Source organism: Enterovirga rhinocerotis (assembly GCF_004363955.1).
Classification (GTDB): Bacteria; Pseudomonadota; Alphaproteobacteria; order Rhizobiales; family Beijerinckiaceae; genus Enterovirga; species Enterovirga rhinocerotis.
This window is the reverse complement of sequence record NZ_SNZR01000013.1, coordinates 454,570-471,885: the sequence shown is the minus strand read 5'-3', so window position 1 is coordinate 471,885 and position 17,316 is coordinate 454,570. Positions and strand designations below refer to the sequence as shown.

The 17,316-nt window shown below is 69.6% G+C and carries 19 protein-coding genes; 11 read left to right on the top strand and 8 right to left on the bottom strand.

All coding sequences use genetic code 11. The features are described from left to right. Positions 1 to 28 precede the first annotated feature (28 nt). Positions 29 to 913 (top strand): PCC domain-containing protein, encoded by an 885-nt coding sequence (locus EV668_RS13915; RefSeq protein ID WP_133771001.1) that lies wholly within the window; start codon positions 29 to 31, stop codon positions 911 to 913. A gap of 36 nt (positions 914 to 949) precedes the next feature. Continuing rightward, the gene (locus tag EV668_RS13910; protein ID WP_133770999.1) at positions 950 to 1,966 is read left to right on the top strand and encodes a TRAP transporter substrate-binding protein; all 1,017 of its coding nucleotides are present in this window, start codon (positions 950 to 952) and stop codon (positions 1,964 to 1,966) included. A gap of 43 nt (positions 1,967 to 2,009) precedes the next feature. Here EV668_RS13910 and EV668_RS13905 read toward each other — a convergent pair whose 3' ends face one another. Genes EV668_RS13905 through EV668_RS13895 form a run of 3 tightly spaced genes read right to left on the bottom strand, consistent with a single transcriptional unit; the run spans position 2,010 to position 4,973 of the window. Continuing rightward, positions 2,010 to 2,618 carry an SGNH/GDSL hydrolase family protein gene (locus EV668_RS13905; RefSeq protein ID WP_133770997.1) on the bottom strand — a complete coding sequence of 203 codons (609 nt, stop codon included), beginning with the start codon at positions 2,616 to 2,618 and terminating at the stop codon, positions 2,010 to 2,012. Then, complete coding sequence (locus EV668_RS13900) at positions 2,615 to 3,619, bottom strand: hypothetical protein (protein WP_133770995.1); 1,005 nt, start codon at positions 3,617 to 3,619, stop codon at positions 2,615 to 2,617. The genes EV668_RS13905 and EV668_RS13900 overlap by 4 nt, the downstream gene beginning before the upstream one ends. Then, on the bottom strand, positions 3,606 to 4,973 hold the full coding sequence (locus EV668_RS13895; protein WP_133770993.1) for an MBOAT family O-acyltransferase: 1,368 nt from the start codon (positions 4,971 to 4,973) through the stop codon (positions 3,606 to 3,608). Before EV668_RS13895 ends, EV668_RS13900 begins: the two co-directional genes overlap by 14 nt. Positions 4,974 to 5,169: 196 nt before the next feature. On the opposite strand from EV668_RS13895, the gene EV668_RS13890 reads away from it, so the two are divergent. The 3 genes from EV668_RS13890 to EV668_RS13880 all read left to right on the top strand — a co-directional run bounded on the left by EV668_RS13890 (position 5,170) and on the right by EV668_RS13880 (position 7,475). Further along, a complete protein-coding gene (locus tag EV668_RS13890) occupies positions 5,170 to 5,994 on the top strand; it encodes a hypothetical protein (protein ID WP_133770990.1) in 825 nt (274 codons plus the stop codon). Between the two features lie 153 nt (positions 5,995 to 6,147). After that, positions 6,148 to 7,107: a 16S rRNA (cytidine(1402)-2'-O)-methyltransferase gene (gene rsmI / locus EV668_RS13885; RefSeq protein WP_133770988.1), complete on the top strand. Its 960-nt coding sequence runs from the start codon at positions 6,148 to 6,150 to the stop codon at positions 7,105 to 7,107. After that, positions 7,104 to 7,475: a YraN family protein gene (locus tag EV668_RS13880; protein WP_133770986.1), complete on the top strand. Its 372-nt coding sequence runs from the start codon at positions 7,104 to 7,106 to the stop codon at positions 7,473 to 7,475. Before rsmI ends, EV668_RS13880 begins: the two co-directional genes overlap by 4 nt. Positions 7,476 to 7,517: 42 nt before the next feature. Here EV668_RS13880 and EV668_RS13875 read toward each other — a convergent pair whose 3' ends face one another. Then, a complete protein-coding gene (locus EV668_RS13875; RefSeq protein WP_133770984.1) occupies positions 7,518 to 8,723 on the bottom strand; it encodes an ABC transporter substrate-binding protein in 1,206 nt (401 codons plus the stop codon). 488 nt (positions 8,724 to 9,211) lie between these two features. Between EV668_RS13875 and EV668_RS13870 the strand changes: the two genes are divergently transcribed. Genes EV668_RS13870 through speE form a run of 3 tightly spaced genes read left to right on the top strand, consistent with a single transcriptional unit; the run spans position 9,212 to position 10,793 of the window. Further along, positions 9,212 to 9,403, top strand: a complete 192-nt coding sequence (locus EV668_RS13870) for a hypothetical protein (RefSeq protein ID WP_133770982.1) — start codon at positions 9,212 to 9,214, stop codon at positions 9,401 to 9,403. Positions 9,404 to 9,435: 32 nt separating this feature from the next. Further along, positions 9,436 to 9,945 carry an adenosylmethionine decarboxylase gene (gene speD / locus EV668_RS13865; RefSeq protein ID WP_133770980.1) on the top strand — a complete coding sequence of 170 codons (510 nt, stop codon included), beginning with the start codon at positions 9,436 to 9,438 and terminating at the stop codon, positions 9,943 to 9,945. Next, positions 9,942 to 10,793, top strand: a complete 852-nt coding sequence (gene speE / locus EV668_RS13860; protein WP_133770978.1) for a polyamine aminopropyltransferase — start codon at positions 9,942 to 9,944, stop codon at positions 10,791 to 10,793. Before speD ends, speE begins: the two co-directional genes overlap by 4 nt. Before the next feature lie 3 nt (positions 10,794 to 10,796). Here the strand turns inward: speE and EV668_RS13855 are convergent, their stop codons facing one another. The 4 genes from EV668_RS13855 to EV668_RS13840 all read right to left on the bottom strand — a co-directional run bounded on the left by EV668_RS13855 (position 10,797) and on the right by EV668_RS13840 (position 14,538). Next, a complete protein-coding gene (locus EV668_RS13855; RefSeq protein ID WP_133770976.1) occupies positions 10,797 to 11,135 on the bottom strand; it encodes a porin in 339 nt (112 codons plus the stop codon). Between the two features lie 2 nt (positions 11,136 to 11,137). After that, positions 11,138 to 12,523, bottom strand: coding sequence for a M20/M25/M40 family metallo-hydrolase (locus EV668_RS13850; protein WP_133770974.1), 1,386 nt, complete (start codon positions 12,521 to 12,523; stop codon positions 11,138 to 11,140). Positions 12,524 to 12,589: 66 nt separating this feature from the next. Further along, positions 12,590 to 12,940 (bottom strand): hypothetical protein, encoded by a 351-nt coding sequence (locus tag EV668_RS13845; RefSeq protein ID WP_133770972.1) that lies wholly within the window; start codon positions 12,938 to 12,940, stop codon positions 12,590 to 12,592. A 65-nt stretch (positions 12,941 to 13,005) separates the two neighbouring features. Beyond that, positions 13,006 to 14,538, bottom strand: a complete 1,533-nt coding sequence (locus tag EV668_RS13840; protein ID WP_245513256.1) for a helicase HerA-like domain-containing protein — start codon at positions 14,536 to 14,538, stop codon at positions 13,006 to 13,008. 260 nt (positions 14,539 to 14,798) lie between these two features. Between EV668_RS13840 and EV668_RS13835 the strand changes: the two genes are divergently transcribed. From EV668_RS13835 to secD, 3 genes are all read left to right on the top strand, one after another. Further along, positions 14,799 to 15,188 (top strand): DUF2267 domain-containing protein, encoded by a 390-nt coding sequence (locus tag EV668_RS13835; protein WP_133770970.1) that lies wholly within the window; start codon positions 14,799 to 14,801, stop codon positions 15,186 to 15,188. A gap of 174 nt (positions 15,189 to 15,362) precedes the next feature. Next, positions 15,363 to 15,686, top strand: a complete 324-nt coding sequence (gene yajC, locus EV668_RS13830; RefSeq protein WP_133770968.1) for a preprotein translocase subunit YajC — start codon at positions 15,363 to 15,365, stop codon at positions 15,684 to 15,686. Positions 15,687 to 15,706: 20 nt separating this feature from the next. Beyond that, on the top strand, positions 15,707 to 17,311 hold the full coding sequence (gene secD / locus EV668_RS13825) for a protein translocase subunit SecD (RefSeq protein ID WP_133770966.1): 1,605 nt from the start codon (positions 15,707 to 15,709) through the stop codon (positions 17,309 to 17,311). Positions 17,312 to 17,316: the final 5 nt, after the last annotated feature.

Sequence of the window (17,316 nt, the reverse complement as noted above, 5' to 3'; positions counted from 1 at the left end):
GAGGTCCTCAAAATATGGGAGGACCTCGTTGGATTCCACGCATCGCCGCCTGACGCATCCCGGTCCCGCACTCGAGCCTCGGGTCGAGGTCGTGGCCGGGCGCGGCCTCGAATTCCCCGTCACGCTCGCGGCGGGGCAGACGCTGCACGATGCCATCGCGCGCGCCATGGCGGAACGCGGGATCGCCAGTGCCGCCCTCTCCTTCCGGCACGCGCTGCTCGACCCGCTGGTCTATTTCATTCCGACGGTGGTCGAGGGCGCGGCCCAGCGCTTCCAGTACAGCCCGCCCGTCCGGCCCGAAGGCGGCGGCCGGATCGAGATCGCCACCGTGACCTTCGGCAGCCGCGACGACGCGCCCTTCAGCCATTGCCACGCCCTCTGGGAGGAGGCCGACGGCGAGCCCCGCGGCGGCCACGTCGTGCCGACCGACTCGGTGCTCGCGGCGGATGTCGAGGCGATGGCCTGGGCGCTGCCCGAAGCGGCGATCCTCTCCGAGCCGGATGCGGAGACCGGCTACACGCTGTTCCATCCCGTCGAGGCTAGAGGTCGGAGCGCGGATGGGCAGCGCCGCATGGCCGCCGTCCGGGTGAAGCCCAACGAGGATCTCTGCCTCGCGCTCGAACGGGTTTGCGCCGAACGGGGCTTCCGGGCCGCGACGGTCCGGGGCGGCGTCGGCAGCCTGATCGGCGCCCGTTTCGCGGACGGAACCGGGCGCGACGACATGGCCTCCGAAGTGCTCATCACCGAGGGCCGCATCGCGCCGGACGAGGCGGGCCGGCCGGTCGCGAGCATCGATGTCGGCTTCTCCGGATTCTCGGGACTCGCCACGCGCGGACGCTTGCTCCGGGGCGAAAATCCTGTTTGCATGACATTCGAACTCATGCTCGACGAGAGCCCCGTTTCAGGGGCCTGAGCAGACTTCGCCGACCGGCCCGGAGGAAACGAACCCATGACCCTGATTTCACGGCGCTTTGCGCTCCATGGCGCGGCGGCGCTCGTTGCTGCGCCGGCGATCCTTCGCATCACCAAGGCGCATGGCGCCGAATTCTCGTTCAAGTACGCGAACAACTCGCCGATGAACCATCCGCTGACCGTCCGGCCGACCGAGGCGGCCGAGGCGATCGCGAAGGAGACGAACGGCAAGGTCGAGATCAAGATCTTCCCGAACAGCCAGCTCGGCGGCGACACCGACATGCTGGCCCAGCTCCGCTCGGGAGCGCTCGAGTTCTTCACGCTCTCGCCGCTGATCCTGTCGGTCCTCGTGCCGAAGGCCTCGATCAACGGCATCGGCTTCGCCTGGTCGAGCTACGACAAGGTCTGGCCGGCCATGGACGGCGATCTCGGCGCCTTCGTGCGGGGCGAGATCCAGAAATCGGGCCTCTATGCCTTCGAGAAGATCTTCGACAACGGCTTCCGGCAGATCACCTCCTCGACGAAGCCGATCAAGACGGCCGACGACCTGAAGGGCTTCAAGATCCGCGTGCCGGTCTCGCCGCTCTGGACCTCGATGTTCAAGGCCTTCGATTCCGCTCCGCTCTCGATCAACTGGGCCGAGGTCTATTCCTCCCTGCAGACCCGCATCGCGGACGGGCAGGAGAACCCCCTCGCGATCATCGATCTCGGCAAGATCTACGAGGTGCAGAAGTATCTCTCCGTCACCAACCACATGTGGGACGGGTTCTGGTTCCTGACCTCGCAGCGCTTCTGGAACAAGCTCCCGTCCGACGTGAAGCAGGTGATCGAAAAGCACGTCAACCAGGCCGCGATGCGTCAGCGCGAGGACATGTACAAGCTGAACACCTCCCTGCTGAGCAAGCTCAAGGAGCGCGGCATGGAGATCTCGGAGGTCGACACCAAGCCGTTCCGGGCCAAGCTGCAGAGCGCCGGCTTCTACAAGGAATGGAAGGAGAAGTTCGGCCCCGAAGCCTGGGCGCTTCTCGAGAAGCACACCGGCGCGATCTCGTAACGCCTCGGCAGGACGCGCGTCGGGACCCCCGCGCGCGTCCTCGTCAATCGGCGAGACCGGCGAGGGCGGCGGTGAGGGCCTCGTAGCCGCCGCGCTCGAGATGCAGGCGATCCGGTGCGAAGGCGCCGTCGCCGGCCGCCGCCAGGGCGGGCTCAGACCGCAGGAGGCGCAGGCGGCCGGTTTCCATCCGGGCGATGAGGCTGTTCGCCTCCTGGCGCTCCGCCTCGCAGGCCGCCGGCCCGGAACCGCGCGGCGGGATGGTCGACAGAACGAGCGCGGGGCGCTCCCACAGCGCATCGAGGCCCCGGACCAGATCCGCGAGGCCGGCCGCGATCGCAGCCGGGCTGTCGCCGTCGGACAGGTTGTTCGTCCCGAGGACGATTACGACTTCGCGCGGTCGCAGATGGGCGAGGTCGGGTCGTCCGATCCGCCAGAGCGTGTTCTGGATCCGGTCTCCCGGCAGGCCGAGATTGAGGATCCGCCGGCCCGGCCGCGCCGCTGCGACGAGGTCGGACGGCCAGGCGGCGGCGAGCGAATCCCCGAGAAGAACGATATCGGCCGCCTCGGGAATGCGCGCCGCGGCGAGGCGCTTCAGGGCGCTCGCGCGGGTCGGTGCCGTGGGGCAGAGGATATGCGCCGCGCCGTCGCTCATGGCGCCGCCCGCAGCCCGAGCGCCGCCAGGACCCGCCGGCCGATCACGGGCGTGTAATGGAGGTTGTCGAGCCAGGCCGCCGTCGAGCCCTTGTCGGGATCGAACGGCGCATCGCGCCCGAGCGCGGTGAGGTCGTGGAAGGGAAGGCGCCGGCTTTCGGCGAGCCGTCGCATGTCGGCTCGCCAGCGCTCGAGATCGCCGAGCAGTCCGAGTTCGTCGAGCAGGCGGCTCTGCGCCGGGTTCACGGGCGCGAGATAGAGGACGACCTCGCGCCCCGCGAGGATGTCGAGGGCCCGCTCCAGCCCCGCATAGGTCGCGGGGACGAGGCCGACGGTCGTGCGCCGCCGGATCGCCGCGTTGAGCCGCGTCTCATCGGGCGAGAGAGGCGGCGTCACGCGGAAGCCGTCATAGGTCCAGGAGCCGGGATCGGTCTTCGCCGCGACCTCGCTCGGCCAGGCATCCTCGATGAAGGGCCGGCCGATCACGCTGCCGAGACGCGCCCCGAGACGCCCGAGCACCGTCTCCAGCGCCGGGTCGAGCCGCACCGCGCGGTCGGTGCGCGAGACCATGTAGTAATCGAGGCCGATCATCACCCGGCGGGCGCGAGGGCGCGAGGCGACGATCGCAGCGATGGCCGGCAATTCGCCCGCGAGGATCCCCGAGATGCCGGCATTGTAGATGCGGCCCCGGAACGGCGGATCGGCATCCGCCGGGTCGAGCCCGTGATAGGTGGTGGAACTGCCGACGAGCGCGATCTCGTAATCGCGCGAGAGGGCCTGCAACGTCTTCGCGCGGCGCGTCTGCCGGTCGATCAGCCGGTTCGCGCCGCCCGTCTCGGCGAGCCAGGGCGGCGTCTGCCGCCAGACCCAATAGGGATCGAACCACAGAACCCGCCCCGCGACGAGCCCGAGACAGGCGAGCAGGACGGCGAGCCCCGCGAGCAGGGCGACGCGCCAGGGCGAGCCGCTTGAGGCAGGGGCGTCGAGATCAGAACCGGGCATAGATGAAGTCCCGATTGGCGTCGCTGCCCACCTCGACCAGCACGGCCGCGAACAGGAGGGCAGCCCCCACCGCGACCCAGATGCGGGGCGGCAGGCGCCGGGTGAGATCGTAGGCCGTCGGCCCGATGACGGCGAGCGCGGCCGCGACGAGGATCATCGACCAGTCGGCGAACCGGCCGAGGGGAGCGAAGCCGACCAGGCTGCGCAGAAGCACGAAGGCGGCCTCGAAGCTCTCCGCCCGGAACGGCACCCAGGCGAGGACGACGAAGCCGAAGGTCAGCAGCCAGCCGAGAGCCGAGGGCATGGCGAATCCGGCCTTGCGCCAGAGGAGATGCAGGCCGAGCGCGATCCCATGCGCGGCGCCCCAGGCGACGAAGGTCCAGCCCGCACCGTGCCAGAGCCCGCCGAGCGCCATCGTCGCGAAGAGCGCGAGAACCTGGAGCGGCAGGCCGTGACGGTTCCCGCCGAAGGGGATGTAGAGATAGTCGCGCAGGAAGAGCGACAGCGTGATGTGCCAGCGCCGCCAGAAATCCTGGATCGAGGTTGCGCGGTAGGGGGCGCAGAAGTTCTCCGGCAGGACGATGCCGAGCATCAGCGCGATGCCGAGCGCCATGTCGGTATAGCCGGCGAAGTCGAAATAGAGCTGGAAGGCATAGCCCAAGGCCGCCTGCCAGGCCTCGATCACGGTCGGCACGCGGCCCGCGGCGATCCCGGCATGGACCGGGTCGACGAGCCCGGCGAGGGCATCGCCGATCAGCACCTTCTTGGCGAGGCCGGCGATCAGGAGCAGCAGCCCTCGCGCGAGGCGCTCGGCCCGGTCCCCGCCGGGCACGGCGTCGAGCTGCGGGAACAGCTCGTGCGCGCGCACCAGCGGCCCCGCGACGATGCGCGGGAAGAACGCGACATAGAGGGCGTAGCGCAGAAGCGGGACGGGCTCGGCCTTTCCCGCCCGCAGATCGGCGAGATAGCTGATGTGCTGGAAGGTGAAGAACGAGATGCCGAGCGGAAAGGCCCATCCGGGCGCTTCGAGCGCGACGCCGGGAAGGGCGTCCAGGATGCCGACCGCGAAATCGAGGTATTTGTAGAGGCCGAGCAGCGCCAGATTCGCGGCGATCGCGAGCGAGACGAGGGCCGCCCGGCCGCTGCGGATGAAGGCGCGGGCGACGAGCCAGTTGAGAACGACCGACGCCGCAAGGAGCGGCACGAAGCGGAGGTCGAACGTGGCGTAGAAGGCGAAGGACAGGGCCACGAGCCAGGCGACCCGCCAGCGCGGGGCGATCCTCTCCACGATCGCCGTGAGCGCGACCGCAGCCGGCAGGGCGAGAAGGAGAAAGGCGAGGGAGTTGAAGAGCATCGACCCTGGCCGGACCTCCGGCGGCAAGCCGGAGAGAGAACATTTCGCCCCGCGGCGCGATCTGTCCATCGGAAAATCGAAGCCGCATTCGAGCTCCGAGCGCGCCATCGCGCCTTGAACGCGCCCGCATCTTGCGCGACATGGCCCGGAAGGGCCTCGGGTTCTGGGATCGGCGAGCGGTAAAGAGCGACGACGGATGACTGACGATTCAGACGGCTGGCGCGTGTCGGGCCAGCCCGCCAGGCCGGCCGACACGTTCGGGACGGCCGAGGAGATGGAACGCTCATCGTTCGGACCGGCGACATCATGGCACCCGCCGCGCGAGCCTGCCGAGACCCTCGACGCTCCGTTCCGGCCGAGCCATCCTGCGACGACGGCAGATGTCGACGCGGCCGATCCTGCGCCCGCTCCGGCTGAGCCCGCGCCGCGCGGCGCAGCCGCCGATCCGGAGCGCGAGAGGATCGTCGCGGAGATGGAAGCCCTGGCGACGACGCCTCGGGCCGGTGCCGTCGACGCGGCGCGCGCGCTTCGGATCGCGTTCGGAGCCCTCGGATCGGGCGGGGCCTATCCCCGGCTCAAGACGCGCGTCGAGGCGGCGCTCACGGCGGTCGTCCAAGCCGATCGGGAACGTGCGCGTGCCGAGATCGCGGCGCAGCGGGAGGCGCTCCATGCCGCGCGGCAGGAGGAGCGGCAGGCGCGGATCGAGGCCTCGCAGGCCCGGCGCGAGGCCGCCGAGCGCGAGCGCGAACGCCGGCTCGCCGATCGGGCGGCGGCCCTCGCGGAACGGGACGGGAATTTCGAGCGACATGCGGCCGCCAAGCGGCGTGTGATCAACCTGATCCTCGAGGCCTCGCAGGCGCCGGGCGTGTCGGGCCGCGTCGAGGCGATCGAGGCTTTGCACGGCATCTGGCAGGCGATCGGGCCGGCCGGCTCCGCCACGCGCCAACTCGCCGAGGACTATGCCGCGGCGCGGAAGGTGTTCCAGGCCGCGGAACGGGCGGAACGCGGCCTGGAGCCGTGAAGGACATCCGCCGATTCGGCCCCGACGGTCCGGCCGCGGCGAGGCGTCTCGAAGCCGGCAGGCCGTAGCGCCGCGGCGACAGGCGCCCTAACCTGGGCCGGACGCTCCCGTCGATCGCTTTTCAGAACAAAGAGTTCGTGCGAAAGAACGACGATGCACCGGATCGACAATCGCACCCGCCGTTCCTCCGCTGCAGCCTCGGTCGAGGGCGGCCGGGCCGCCACCTTCACGGCCTTCGGCCTCGCCGCCGAGGCGCAGCCCATCGCGCCGGGCCTCTATCTCGTCGCGACGCCCATCGGCAATCTCGGCGACGTCACCTTGCGCGCCCTCAAGACCTTGGCCGCGGCGAACGCCGTCCTCGCCGAGGATACGCGGGTCACGAAGACGCTGCTGGCCCATTACGGCATCACGACACCCCTCGTCGCCTATCACGAGCATACCGGCGAGGCGGTGCGGGACCGGATGATCGCCCGCCTGCGCGAGGGGCAGTCGCTGGCGCTCGTCTCGGATGCCGGCACCCCGCTCGTCTCCGATCCCGGCTACCGCCTCGTCGAGGCCGCCATCGCCGAAGGGCTGCCGGTCATCCCCATCCCCGGCGCCTCGGCGGCGCTCGCCGCCCTCGTCGTCGCCGGCCTGCCGACCGATCGCTTCTTCTTCGAAGGCTTCCTTCCGGCGAAATCCGGCCCGCGGCGCAGCCGGCTCGAGGCGTTGGCGTCGATCCCCGGCACGCTCGTCCTATACGAGGCGCCCCACCGGATCGCCGAATCGCTCGCCGACGCGGCCGCGGTGCTGGGCCCGAGGCCGGCGGCGGTCGCGCGCGAACTGACGAAGCTCCACGAGACCGTCCGTCGCGGACGGCTCGACGAGCTCGCGGCGCGCTATGCGCAGGAGGGCGCGCCGAAAGGCGAGATCGTGCTCCTGATCGCCCCCGCGACGGAGGAGGAGCGCCAGGCCGAGGCCGAGATCGGGCTCGACGACAAGCTGAAGGCCGCGCTCGCGCGCCACACGGTCAAGGACGCGGCCGCGCTCGTCGCGGGTGAGACCGGATTGCCGCGCCGGGACATCTACGCGCGGGCCCTGTCCCTGGCGCGCGGGGGCGACGAGACGCCGTGAGGACGGCCTCCGGCCGACGTCGCTTCACCTTCCTGCGCGGGCTGAGCGCGGAGCGGATCGCGCTCCTCTGGCTGATGGCGAAGGGCTATCGCCCGCTCGCCCGCCGCTATGCCGAAGCCGGGGGCGAGATCGACCTCGTCATGCGCCGCGGTGGCACCATCGTCTTCGTGGAGGTGAAGGCGCGCGGGGAGATGGACCTCGCCCTGACCTCGTTGGACGAGGGCAAGCGCCGACGGATCCGCCGCGCGGCCCGCGCCTGGATGGCGCGCAACCCCTGGGCGGCTCGTTCCACCTTCCGGGCCGACGCCGTCTTCGTCGCCCCGGATTCCTGGCCGCGCCACGTCCCCGACGCGTTCGGCCTCGATTGAGAGCGAACCCGGCGCGCCGGAGGCGCCGGGTTCGGCAGGCGCCTATTTCTGGGCGACCAGCGGGCAGGCCGAGACTGCCGATTCCGGCCGGATTTCCTTGCCCGGGATCGTCGTGACGAGCTTGTAGTAATCCCACGGACCCTTCGAATCCTCAGGACCCTTGACCTCGAAGAGGTGGAAGTCGCGCTGGACCCAGCCATTGGCGAGGATCTTGACGTCCCGGCTCATGAAGTCGTTGACCGGGGTGGCGCGCATCGCCTCGCCCACCTTGAGCCCGTCCTTCGTGCCCGCGGCTGCGACGCCCTTCAGGAAGTGAAAGACGCCGCTATAGACGCCGGCATGGACCATGGTCGGCTTCTTGCCGCCGTGACGGGCCGCGAACCGCGCCGACCATTCGCGCGTCTTGTCGTCCATGTCCCAGTAGAAGCTCTCCGTCAGCTGCAGGCCCTTGGCGGTCTTGAGGCCGAGCGCGTGGATCTCGGAGATGAAGACGAGCAGGCCCGCGATCTTCTGGCCGCCCTGGACGATGCCGAATTCCTGCGCCTGCCGGATGGTGTTGATGATGTCGGTCGCCGCATTGGCCGCGCCGATCACCTTGGCCTTCGAGGCCTGGGCCTGGAGGAGGAACGACGAGAGGTCCGGGGCGAAGGGCGGATGGCGGACGGCGCCGACGACCTTGCCGCCGTTCTCGACCACGACGGCGCTGGAATCGCGCTCGAGCGCGTGGCCGAAGGCATAGTCGGACGTGATGAAGAACCAGCTGTCGCCGCCGGCCTTGGTGATGGCCGCAGCCGTGCCCGCGCCGAGCGCCTTCGTGTCGAAGGTGAAGTGGAAGCCGGTCAGCGAGCAGGCCTTGCCGGTGAGATCGGACGAGCCCGGTCCCGAGAACAGCGTGATCTTGTTGCGGCGCCGGGCGACTTCCTGAACGGCGAGCGCGACCGACGAGAACGGCATGTCGGCGACGGCATCCACGCCCTGTTCATCGAACCAGCGCGCCGCGATCCCCGCTCCGATATCGGCCTTGTTCTGGTGGTCGCCCTGGAGGATCTCGATCTTCCGGCCGGGCAGGAGCTTGGCCGCATCCTCGGCGGCGAGCTGGGCGGCGAGGACGGAGCCCTGCCCGGCAAGGTCGCCATTCGGGCCGGCCATATCGGTCAGGACACCGATCCTGATCGTCTCATCGGCCGAGGCCGGAGCCGCAAGGGCCAAGACGAGCGCAAATGCGCTCAGGCGGGCGAGGCGTCGCATCGGGCGTTTCTCCAACGTACTTTATCGATTCCGACGAAAATCGACCCGCCTGCGGCGGCATCGCCCCTCGTCGCTGGCCTGGCGGCGGCCCGTCGCGCGAGCACGTCCGGCCAAGGCTGACCCGCTCTAGCAGGCCGCCGAAGGTGCCGTCCACCGCACGGCGTGCGACTGTTTTCCTTCCGTCGGCCCGGTCACCGCCCGTCGGTCCGCGGTTTGACATTCGGGGTGGTTTGGCCGAGCCTCGGCGGATGACGGGTCTCGGGACATTCCTCCGCGCCCTGCAACGCGCAGGACGACTGGTCGCCGGCCAGTAGCCCCGGGCTCAGCGCGCGCCGCCGTAGCCCGAGCTCGGGGCGCAGGACCATCGCCGGACCCTGATCCGCCCCGACGGGCGGTCTGCCCCCGGCTCGGCGCATTCCATCCCCATCGACCAACGCCCCTGCGTGATCGCCTTCGCTCGGCTCCGCAGCACGAGGGAGACCATGTCCATGACCAGCGATGACCCGGCAGACGAGGATGGCATCCGCCCCGCCTCCCGCCCGCACCTCAGGGTCGTGAGTTCGCGCGAGGGCGACACCGAGATCGAGCGTCCCGACGAGGGATTGCGGAGGCTGCTGCGGACACCCCAGCGCCCCTCGTCGGACGACGAGGACGACGATCCCGGCCCGAGCGCGGCCTGACCGAACTTCTCGCCATCCACGTGGAGGACTGAATGATCAATGCGTCCCAGGCCGGTCTGCGCGCTGTCAAAAACTCACGCCCCAGCCGGCTGGACGAAGCCCGCCTGCCCGCCTCGACAAAGACGCGTCCCGCGATCCCGCCGGCCAAGATCGCCGTCTCCGATGCCGACCTCGACCATTTCGTGGAACGCGACGGCATGCGGTTCGCCGGAACCCATCTGATCGTGGACCTTTGGCAGGCGAGCCAGCTCGACGACATCGGCGCGGTCGAGGAGGCCCTGCGCGACGCGGCGGAGGCGGCCGGCGCGACCCTGCTCAACATGGACCTGCACCGCTTCACCCCGAATGGCGGGATCACGGGGGTCGCCGTGCTCGCCGAAAGCCATATCTCGATCCATACATGGCCGGAACGCGCCTATGCGGCCGTGGACGTCTTCATGTGCGGCGAGGCGGAGCCCCACCGGGCCATCGAGGTACTGAAAGGGGCCTTCACGCCCGGCATGATGACCGTGGCCGAGCACAGGCGCGGGGTCGTGCCGTGAAGGTGTTCCAGGAGCAGCTCGCCGGGCATTTCGGACAAGCTCTCACCGTCGACGAGGTGCTCCACCGCTCCCGGACACGGTTTCAGGAGGTTCTCGTCTTCCGCAACCGGGTCTTCGGCAAGGTGCTGGCTCTCGACGGCGTCATCCAGACCACGGAACTCGACAACCAAATCTATCACGAGATGATCGCCCACCTGCCGCTCGTCGCGCATGGGGCGGCCGAACGCGTCCTCGTCGTGGGCGGCGGGGATGGCGGCGTGCTGAAGGAAATCCTGAAGCATCCGGTCTCGGAGGTCGTCCTCGCGGAATTGGACGGCGAGGTGATCGATCTCTGCCGCGAATTCCTGCCGGAGGTCTCCGGGGGGTCGTTCGACGACGCTCGGGTGACGGTGGTGCTCGGCGATGCGAGCGAATACGTCGACGAGGCGCGGGCAGCCTTCGACGTGATCGTCGTCGATTCGACCGATCCCGTCGGGCCGGGCGAGCGGCTGTTCGACGAGCGCTTCTATGCCCGCTGCAAGGCCCTGCTGAAGCCGGACGGCATCGTCGCCGTGCAGAGCGGCACGGCCTTCTTCCAAGGCGTCGAACTCGAGATCCTGCGCGCGCGGCTCGAGCGCGCCTTCGGCGCCGCACGACCCTATCTCGCTCCCGTCCCGACCTATGCCGGAGGCATGCTGGCGCTCATCGCCGCGACGTCCACGGAGGCCCGGCTCCGCCCGCCGCCCGAGGTGCTGCGCGCGCGCCTCGCGGCCATCGGCGCGCAGACCCGATACTATTCGCCGGACGTGCACGCGGCCGCATTCGGCCTCGCCCCGGCCTTCGACCGGGCGCCTGCCCGGACGGCGTGATGGCTATCGCCCGTACGGCCCGCCGCCAGCCCGCATGCGGACATAGCCGCGGATCGGCCCCGCTCCCGTCTGCGCCCTGACATCGGCGGCGACGCTGCCGGCGGGGCCGAGGCTCTGATAGGCGCGCCGTGCGCGTCCCGAGGCGATCGTCTGGTCCATGCGGACCCGGCCGCTGATCTTGATGCAGGTCGAGGTGCCGGGCACCTTCACGAAGCCGCGCCCGTATTCGGGGCATTCGGACATGGCCTCGTGCTGCACCGGGCGCAGGCGCTCCTTCGCCGAGGCGCTCCCGGCGGCGAGGGCAGCCGCCAGGAGAAGCGTCGTCGCGAGCGCCCGTCGCATCGTCAGGCCGTCTTGCCGCCGAGCGCGCCGAGGATCCGGGCCCAGCTCCGGGTGCCCTTGAGGAAGCTCGACAGGTCGTATTTCTCGTTCGGCGAGTGCACGCGGTCGTCGTCGAGGCCGAAGCCGATCAGCACCGTGTCGAGGCCGAGGGTCGACTTGAAGTCGCCGACGATCGGGATCGAACCACCCGCTCCGATCATGACCGCCTCGCGTCCCCATTCCTCCGTGAGAGCCGCCTTGGCCGTGGCGAGGGCCGGCATGTCGAAGGGGAGCTGGATGGCACGGGACGTCCCGTAGCGCGTGATCTCGACCGAGCAATCGGCCGGGATGCGCGCCGCGACGAAGGCGTCGAAGGCGTCAGAGATCTTCTGCGGGTCCTGGTCGCCGACGAGGCGGAAGGAGATCTTGGCCGAGGCTTCGCCGGCGATCACCGTCTTCGAGCCGATTCCGGTATAGCCGCCGACGATGCCGTTCGCGTCGCAGGTCGGGCGCGACTGGATCTGCTCGATCAGCATGCGGTCGCTCTCGCCGGCCGGCTGGTTCAGGCCGACCTGCCCCAGGAATTTTTCGGGCGACAGATCGAGGGAGCGCCATTGCTCCAGAATGTCGGCCGGGGTCTCGCGGACGCCCTCGTAGAAGCCGGGGATCGTGACGCGGCCGGTCTCGTCATGCAGGTCGGCGATGATCTTGGCGACGACGTGGATCGGGTTGCGCGCACCGCCTCCGAACGAGCCGGAATGGAGGTCGCGATCGGCGCAGCGAACCTTGATCTCGCGATAGACGAGGCCGCGCAGCGAGGTCGTGACCAGCGGCGTCTCGCGGTCCCACATGCCGGTGTCGCAGACGAGGGCGTAATCGGCCTTCAGCGCGTCCTTGTTCGCCGCGAGCCATTCGGGAAGGCCCTTCGAGCCGTTCTCCTCCGCGCCCTCGATCAGGACCGTGATCCCGACCGGGATGCCGCCTTCCGTCGCCTTCCAGGCACGGCAGGCTTCGAGGAAGGTCATAACCTGGCCCTTGTCGTCGCAGGCGCCGCGGGCGCGGATCACCTTGCGGCCGGGCTCGACCTCGTCGAGGCTCGGCTCGAAGGGAGGCGCGTCCCACTGGTCCAGCGGATCGACCGGCTGGACGTCGTAATGGCCGTAGAAGAGGACGTGCGGCGCGCCGGGCTTCGGCAGATGGCCGAGCACCACGGGATGGAACGAGGTCTCGCGGACCGACGCTTCGAAGCCCATCGCCTCGAGATCGCCGCGGATCCATTCCGCGGCCCGCCGGCAATCGCCGGCATGGGCCGGATCGGTCGAGATCGAGGGGATGCGCAGCCAATCGAACAGCCGCGAGAGGGAATTGTCGAGATCGGCGTCGATATCGCCGAGAACCTTGTCGATCATGCCGGGCCCTTCCAGTCTGCAGCCATCTAACGCCGTTGCGCCGGCTGAGGAAGCATGCCGGCCGGTCTACCGAATGGTCGGAGCGGGCGGCGGCAGCGTGCTGCCGGCGGGCGGCAGCGGCGCGCCCGGCCGCGTCAGCGGCGGCAGCAAGGGATCGCGCGTCGTCCGGCGCGGAACCGTCCGATCGAGGTCGGGCATGCTCGTCGGAAGGGCCTGCCGGTCTCGGTTCATGATGAGCAGGCGGTTGTTCGGCGGCGGGTAGCGCCGCCCGCCATCCGGCGCGCGGTATTGTGTCGAGACCGCCGGCTGGAAATCCTCCCAGACCGGGCGGACGCCGGCATCGGCCGAGGCGGGAGCGACCGAGGCGGGGAGGATCAGGGCCGCGAGAAGCAGAGCCGAGGTGGAGGCGATGCGCATGATGATGTCCGAACCGAAGCGAGAACGGGGAAGGGCAGGTGTCGTTCCGTCGGGCGCAGCCGGCCTCACGACTTGCCCGAGACGCCGCCGAGGACGTTGCGCAGGATGCGGCCGGCCTCCCGCGCGATCTGGGTCGAGGCCGAGCGCGCGAAGGATTGCGCCGCCGACCGGATGACCTGCTCGGTCACGGTCATCCTCTGCCGGCCCTTGCCGGGCGTCGCCCCGCCGGAGCCTCCGCCAAGGACCGTGCCGATCTGCCCCAGAAGTCCGCCGAGACCGCCCGAATCCTGCGTTCCCTGGGCGGTGTCGGCGGGCAGGTCCTTGCGCGCCGCCAGCATCTCGTAGGCGCTCTCGCGGTCGATCGGCTTGTCGTATTTTCCGGCGAGCGGGCTCGCGGCGATCACGCGCTTGCGCTCCTCTGCAGTGAGCGGCCCGACGCGTGCCATCGGCGGCGCCATCAGCGTCCTCTGGACGATGGACGGCGTGCCGTTCCCCTCCAGCATCGAGACCAGGGCCTCGCCGACCCCGAGTTCCAGGATCACCTTCGAGGTGTCGAAATCCGGATTCTGGCGGAAGGTCTCGGCGGCCGCCCGCACCGCCTTCTGGTCGCGCGGCGTGAAGGCGCGCAGCGCGTGCTGGACCTTGTTGCCGAGCTGACCGAGCACCTGGTCCGGCACGTCGAGCGGGTTCTGGGTCACGAAATAGACGCCGACACCCTTCGAGCGGATCAACCGCACGACCTGCTGGACGGCGTCGAGCAGCGCCTTCGGCGCGTCGTTGAAGAGGAGATGCGCCTCGTCGAAGAAGAAGACGAGCTTCGGCTTCTCCGGGTCGCCCACCTCCGGCAGCGTCTCGAACAGCTCCGAGAGCATCCAGACGAGGAACGAGGCATAGAGCCGCGGCGAGGCCATCAGCTTGTCGGCCGCGAGGATGTTGACGATGCCGCGGCCGTCCCGATCCGTGCGCAGGAAGTCGGAGAGTTCGAGGGCCGGCTCGCCGAGGAACTTGTCGGCGCCCTGATTCTCCAGCGTCAGCAGCGAGCGTTGGATCGCGCCGATCGAGGCCTTCGAGAGGTTGCCGTACTTGGTCTGCACCTCGGCGGCATGTTCCGTGACGAATTGCAGGAGCGCGCGCAGGTCCTTCAGGTCGAGGATCGGCAGATTGTGGTCGTCCGCCATCCGGAAGGCGATGTTGAGCACGCCCTCCTGGGTGTCGTTCAGCTCGAGCAGGCGCGCGAGCAGGAGCGGGCCCATCTCCGTGACCGTGGCCCGGATCGGATGGCCCTGCTCGCCGAACACGTCCCAGAACACGACCGGAAAGGCGTCGGGCGCGTAGTCGACGCCGATCTCGGCCGCCCGCTTGACGAAAGGCGGCTTCGATTCGCCCGGGGCCGCGATGCCCGACAGGTCGCCCTTGATATCGGCCGCGAAGACCGAGACGCCGGCCCGCGAGAGGCCTTCCGCGAGGACCTGAAGCGAGACGGTCTTGCCCGTTCCCGTGGCGCCCGTGACGAGGCCGTGGCGGTTGGCGAGCTTGAGCGTCAGGTATTGCAGCGCGCCGTCATCGACCGTGCCGCCCTTGCCCTTGCTCTTGCCCATGACGAGCCGCCCATCGGCAGGCGCCGCGGCGTGCCGAAGGGTCGGAGCCGGAGCAGCCTCGGGCGGGGATTCGGGTGCCTTGCCCCACGGCCCCTCGCCCGGATTCAGCGTGATCCGCGGCATTCCACGCGGGCGCCCGCCATCCTGCGCCATGACCGAATCCCTCGCGATTTGCAGCCTCGTCGCCCTTGTCATACGCAATCGAGGTGAGGCCCGCCATATCGGACGGCCGCCCGGCAGCCCACCGAAAGGATGACGACATGGAAGAGCTTCTCGCAAAGATCACGGCCGCGACCGGCCTCGAGCCGGAGCTCGCGCAGAAGGCGACCGGCCTCATCCTCGGATTCCTGGCCAAGGAAGGCCCGAAGGAGCAGATCGACCAGCTTCTGGCCGCGATTCCCGGCGCGCAGGAGGCGATCGCCTCGGCCGGCGACGGCGCGGCGGGCGGGATGCTCGGCTCTCTCATGGGCGCCTTCGGCGCGGGCGGCGGCATCATGGCGCTGGGCCAGAAGCTGATGTCCGAAGGGCTGTCGATGGACCAGATCAAGACGCTCGGGCGCGAACTCTTCGCCTATGGCCGCGAGACGGCCGGCGAGGACGTGATGGGGCCGATCGTCGGCTCGATCCCCGGCCTGTCGCAATTCGTCTGAACGAACGCGTTCGCGGCCGCCTCGACGCGAGGCGGCCGTCGCCCGCATGACACGCCCGTGACGGGAAAGCCGCCGACCCTCCTTTGAAACCGGGCGCACCGTCACTATAAGCACCCCGTTCGGCCGCGAGCCGCCGTGCCCGGCCCGGGCGCGCGCCACGTCATGGAGCTTCCGTTGATTACCCCCGCCTACGCTCAGGCCGCAGGTGTGCCGGCGACCGAGACGCTCATCCAGTTCGTCCCGTTCGTCCTCATCTTCGTCATCATGTGGTTCCTGATCATCCGCCCGCAGCAGCGGCGCGCGCGCGAGCATCAGAATATGATCAAGGCCGTGCGCCGGGGCGACACCGTGGTCTCTTCCGGAGGCATCGTCGGCCGGGTTACGAAGGTGACGGACGATCCGGAGATCGAGGTCGAGATCGCGGAGGGCGTGCGGGTCAAGCTCATCCGCACGATGATCTCGGAAGTCCGCACCAAGGGCGAGCCGGTCAAGAGCTGACGGCTGCCGGATAAAAGACCATGCTGCGCTTCTCGAGAACCAAGATCGCCCTGACGCTGGGCTTCGTGCTGCTGGGATTGATCCTGGCCGTGCCGAGCATGCTCACGAAGCAGGAGCGGGAAGCGTATCTGAAAGCCGTGCCGAGCTGGGTTCCATCCTGGCTCGTCCCGCAGCGGGCCATGATCCTCGGTCTCGACCTGCAGGGCGGCTCGCATATCCTCCTCGAGGTCGACAGGACTGATCTCGTCCGCGGCCAGGGCACGCAGTTGCGCGACGACGTGCGTCGGACCCTGCGCGAGGGGAACGTCCAGCCCGAGGGCGGCATCCAGCTCAGCCCGCGCGGCGTTCAGGTCCGGATCTCCGACGCAGCGGCGCGGGCTCGGGTCATGCCGAAGCTCCGGGAACTCGCCCAGCCGATCAACAACGCGATCCTCGGCCCGACCGGCGCGCGGACGCTGGACATCGTCGAGGGCGCCGATGGCCTGATCCAGCTCAACTTCTCCGAAGCCGGCATCACCGACCGCATCCGGCGCGCCGTCGACCAGTCGATCGAGGTCGTCCGCAAGCGAATCGACCCGACCGGCACGCTCGAGCCCTCGATCCAGCGTCAGGGCCTCGACCGGGTCCTCGTCCAGATCCCGGGCCTCCAGGACGCGTCGGACGTCGCCAAGAACCTCAACCCGGCCAAGCTCGAATTCCGCCTGCTGGGCGATGCCGGCTCGACCGACACCGAACTCATGCCCTCCAAGGAGGCCGGCGGCCAGCGGGTGCCCGTGGAGCGGCGGGTGATCGTGAGCGGCAGCGAACTGACCGACGCCCAGCCGGGCTTCGACCAGCGCACGAACGAGCCGATCGTCAATTTCCGCTTCACCCTCAAGGGCGCGCAGGCCTTCGCCGAGGCGACGACGCAGAATGTCGGCCGCCCCCTCGCCATCGTGCTCGACAACGTCGTGATCTCGGCCCCGCGCATCCTGCAGCCGATCACCGGCGGCTCCGGCCAGATCTCCGGCCGCTTCACGGTGGAGGAGGTGAACAACCTCTCCATCCAGCTCCGCTCCGGCGCCCTGCCGGCCAAGCTCGTGATCGTCGAGCAGCGCACGGTCGGCCCGGGCCTCGGCAAGGATTCGATCGACGCGGGCGTGAAGGCGACGATCTACGCGGCGATCTTCGTCGTCCTCTACATGTTCGCGACCTACGGCGTGTTCGGCTTCATCGCCAACATCGCCCTCATCGTCCATGTCGGGCTGATCATCGGGCTCATGTCGCTTCTCGAGGCGACCATGACGCTGCCTGGCATCGCCGGCATCGTGCTGACGATCGGCACCGCGGTCGATTCGAACGTGCTGATCTACGAGCGCATCCGCGAGGAGGCGCGCGCAGGACGCTCCGTCGTGTCCGCCATCCAGGCCGGTTTCGACCGCGCCTTCGCCACCATCATCGATTCGAACTCGACCATGGCGATCGCCGCCCTGATCCTGTTCTTCATGGGATCGGGTCCCGTCCGCGGCTTTGCCGTGGTCTTCATCCTGGGCATCATGACGACGGTCATCACCGCCGTCACCATGACGCGAATGATGATCGCGCTCTGGTACGCCTGGACCCGTCCCAAGGTCATCCCGTTCTGAGGATC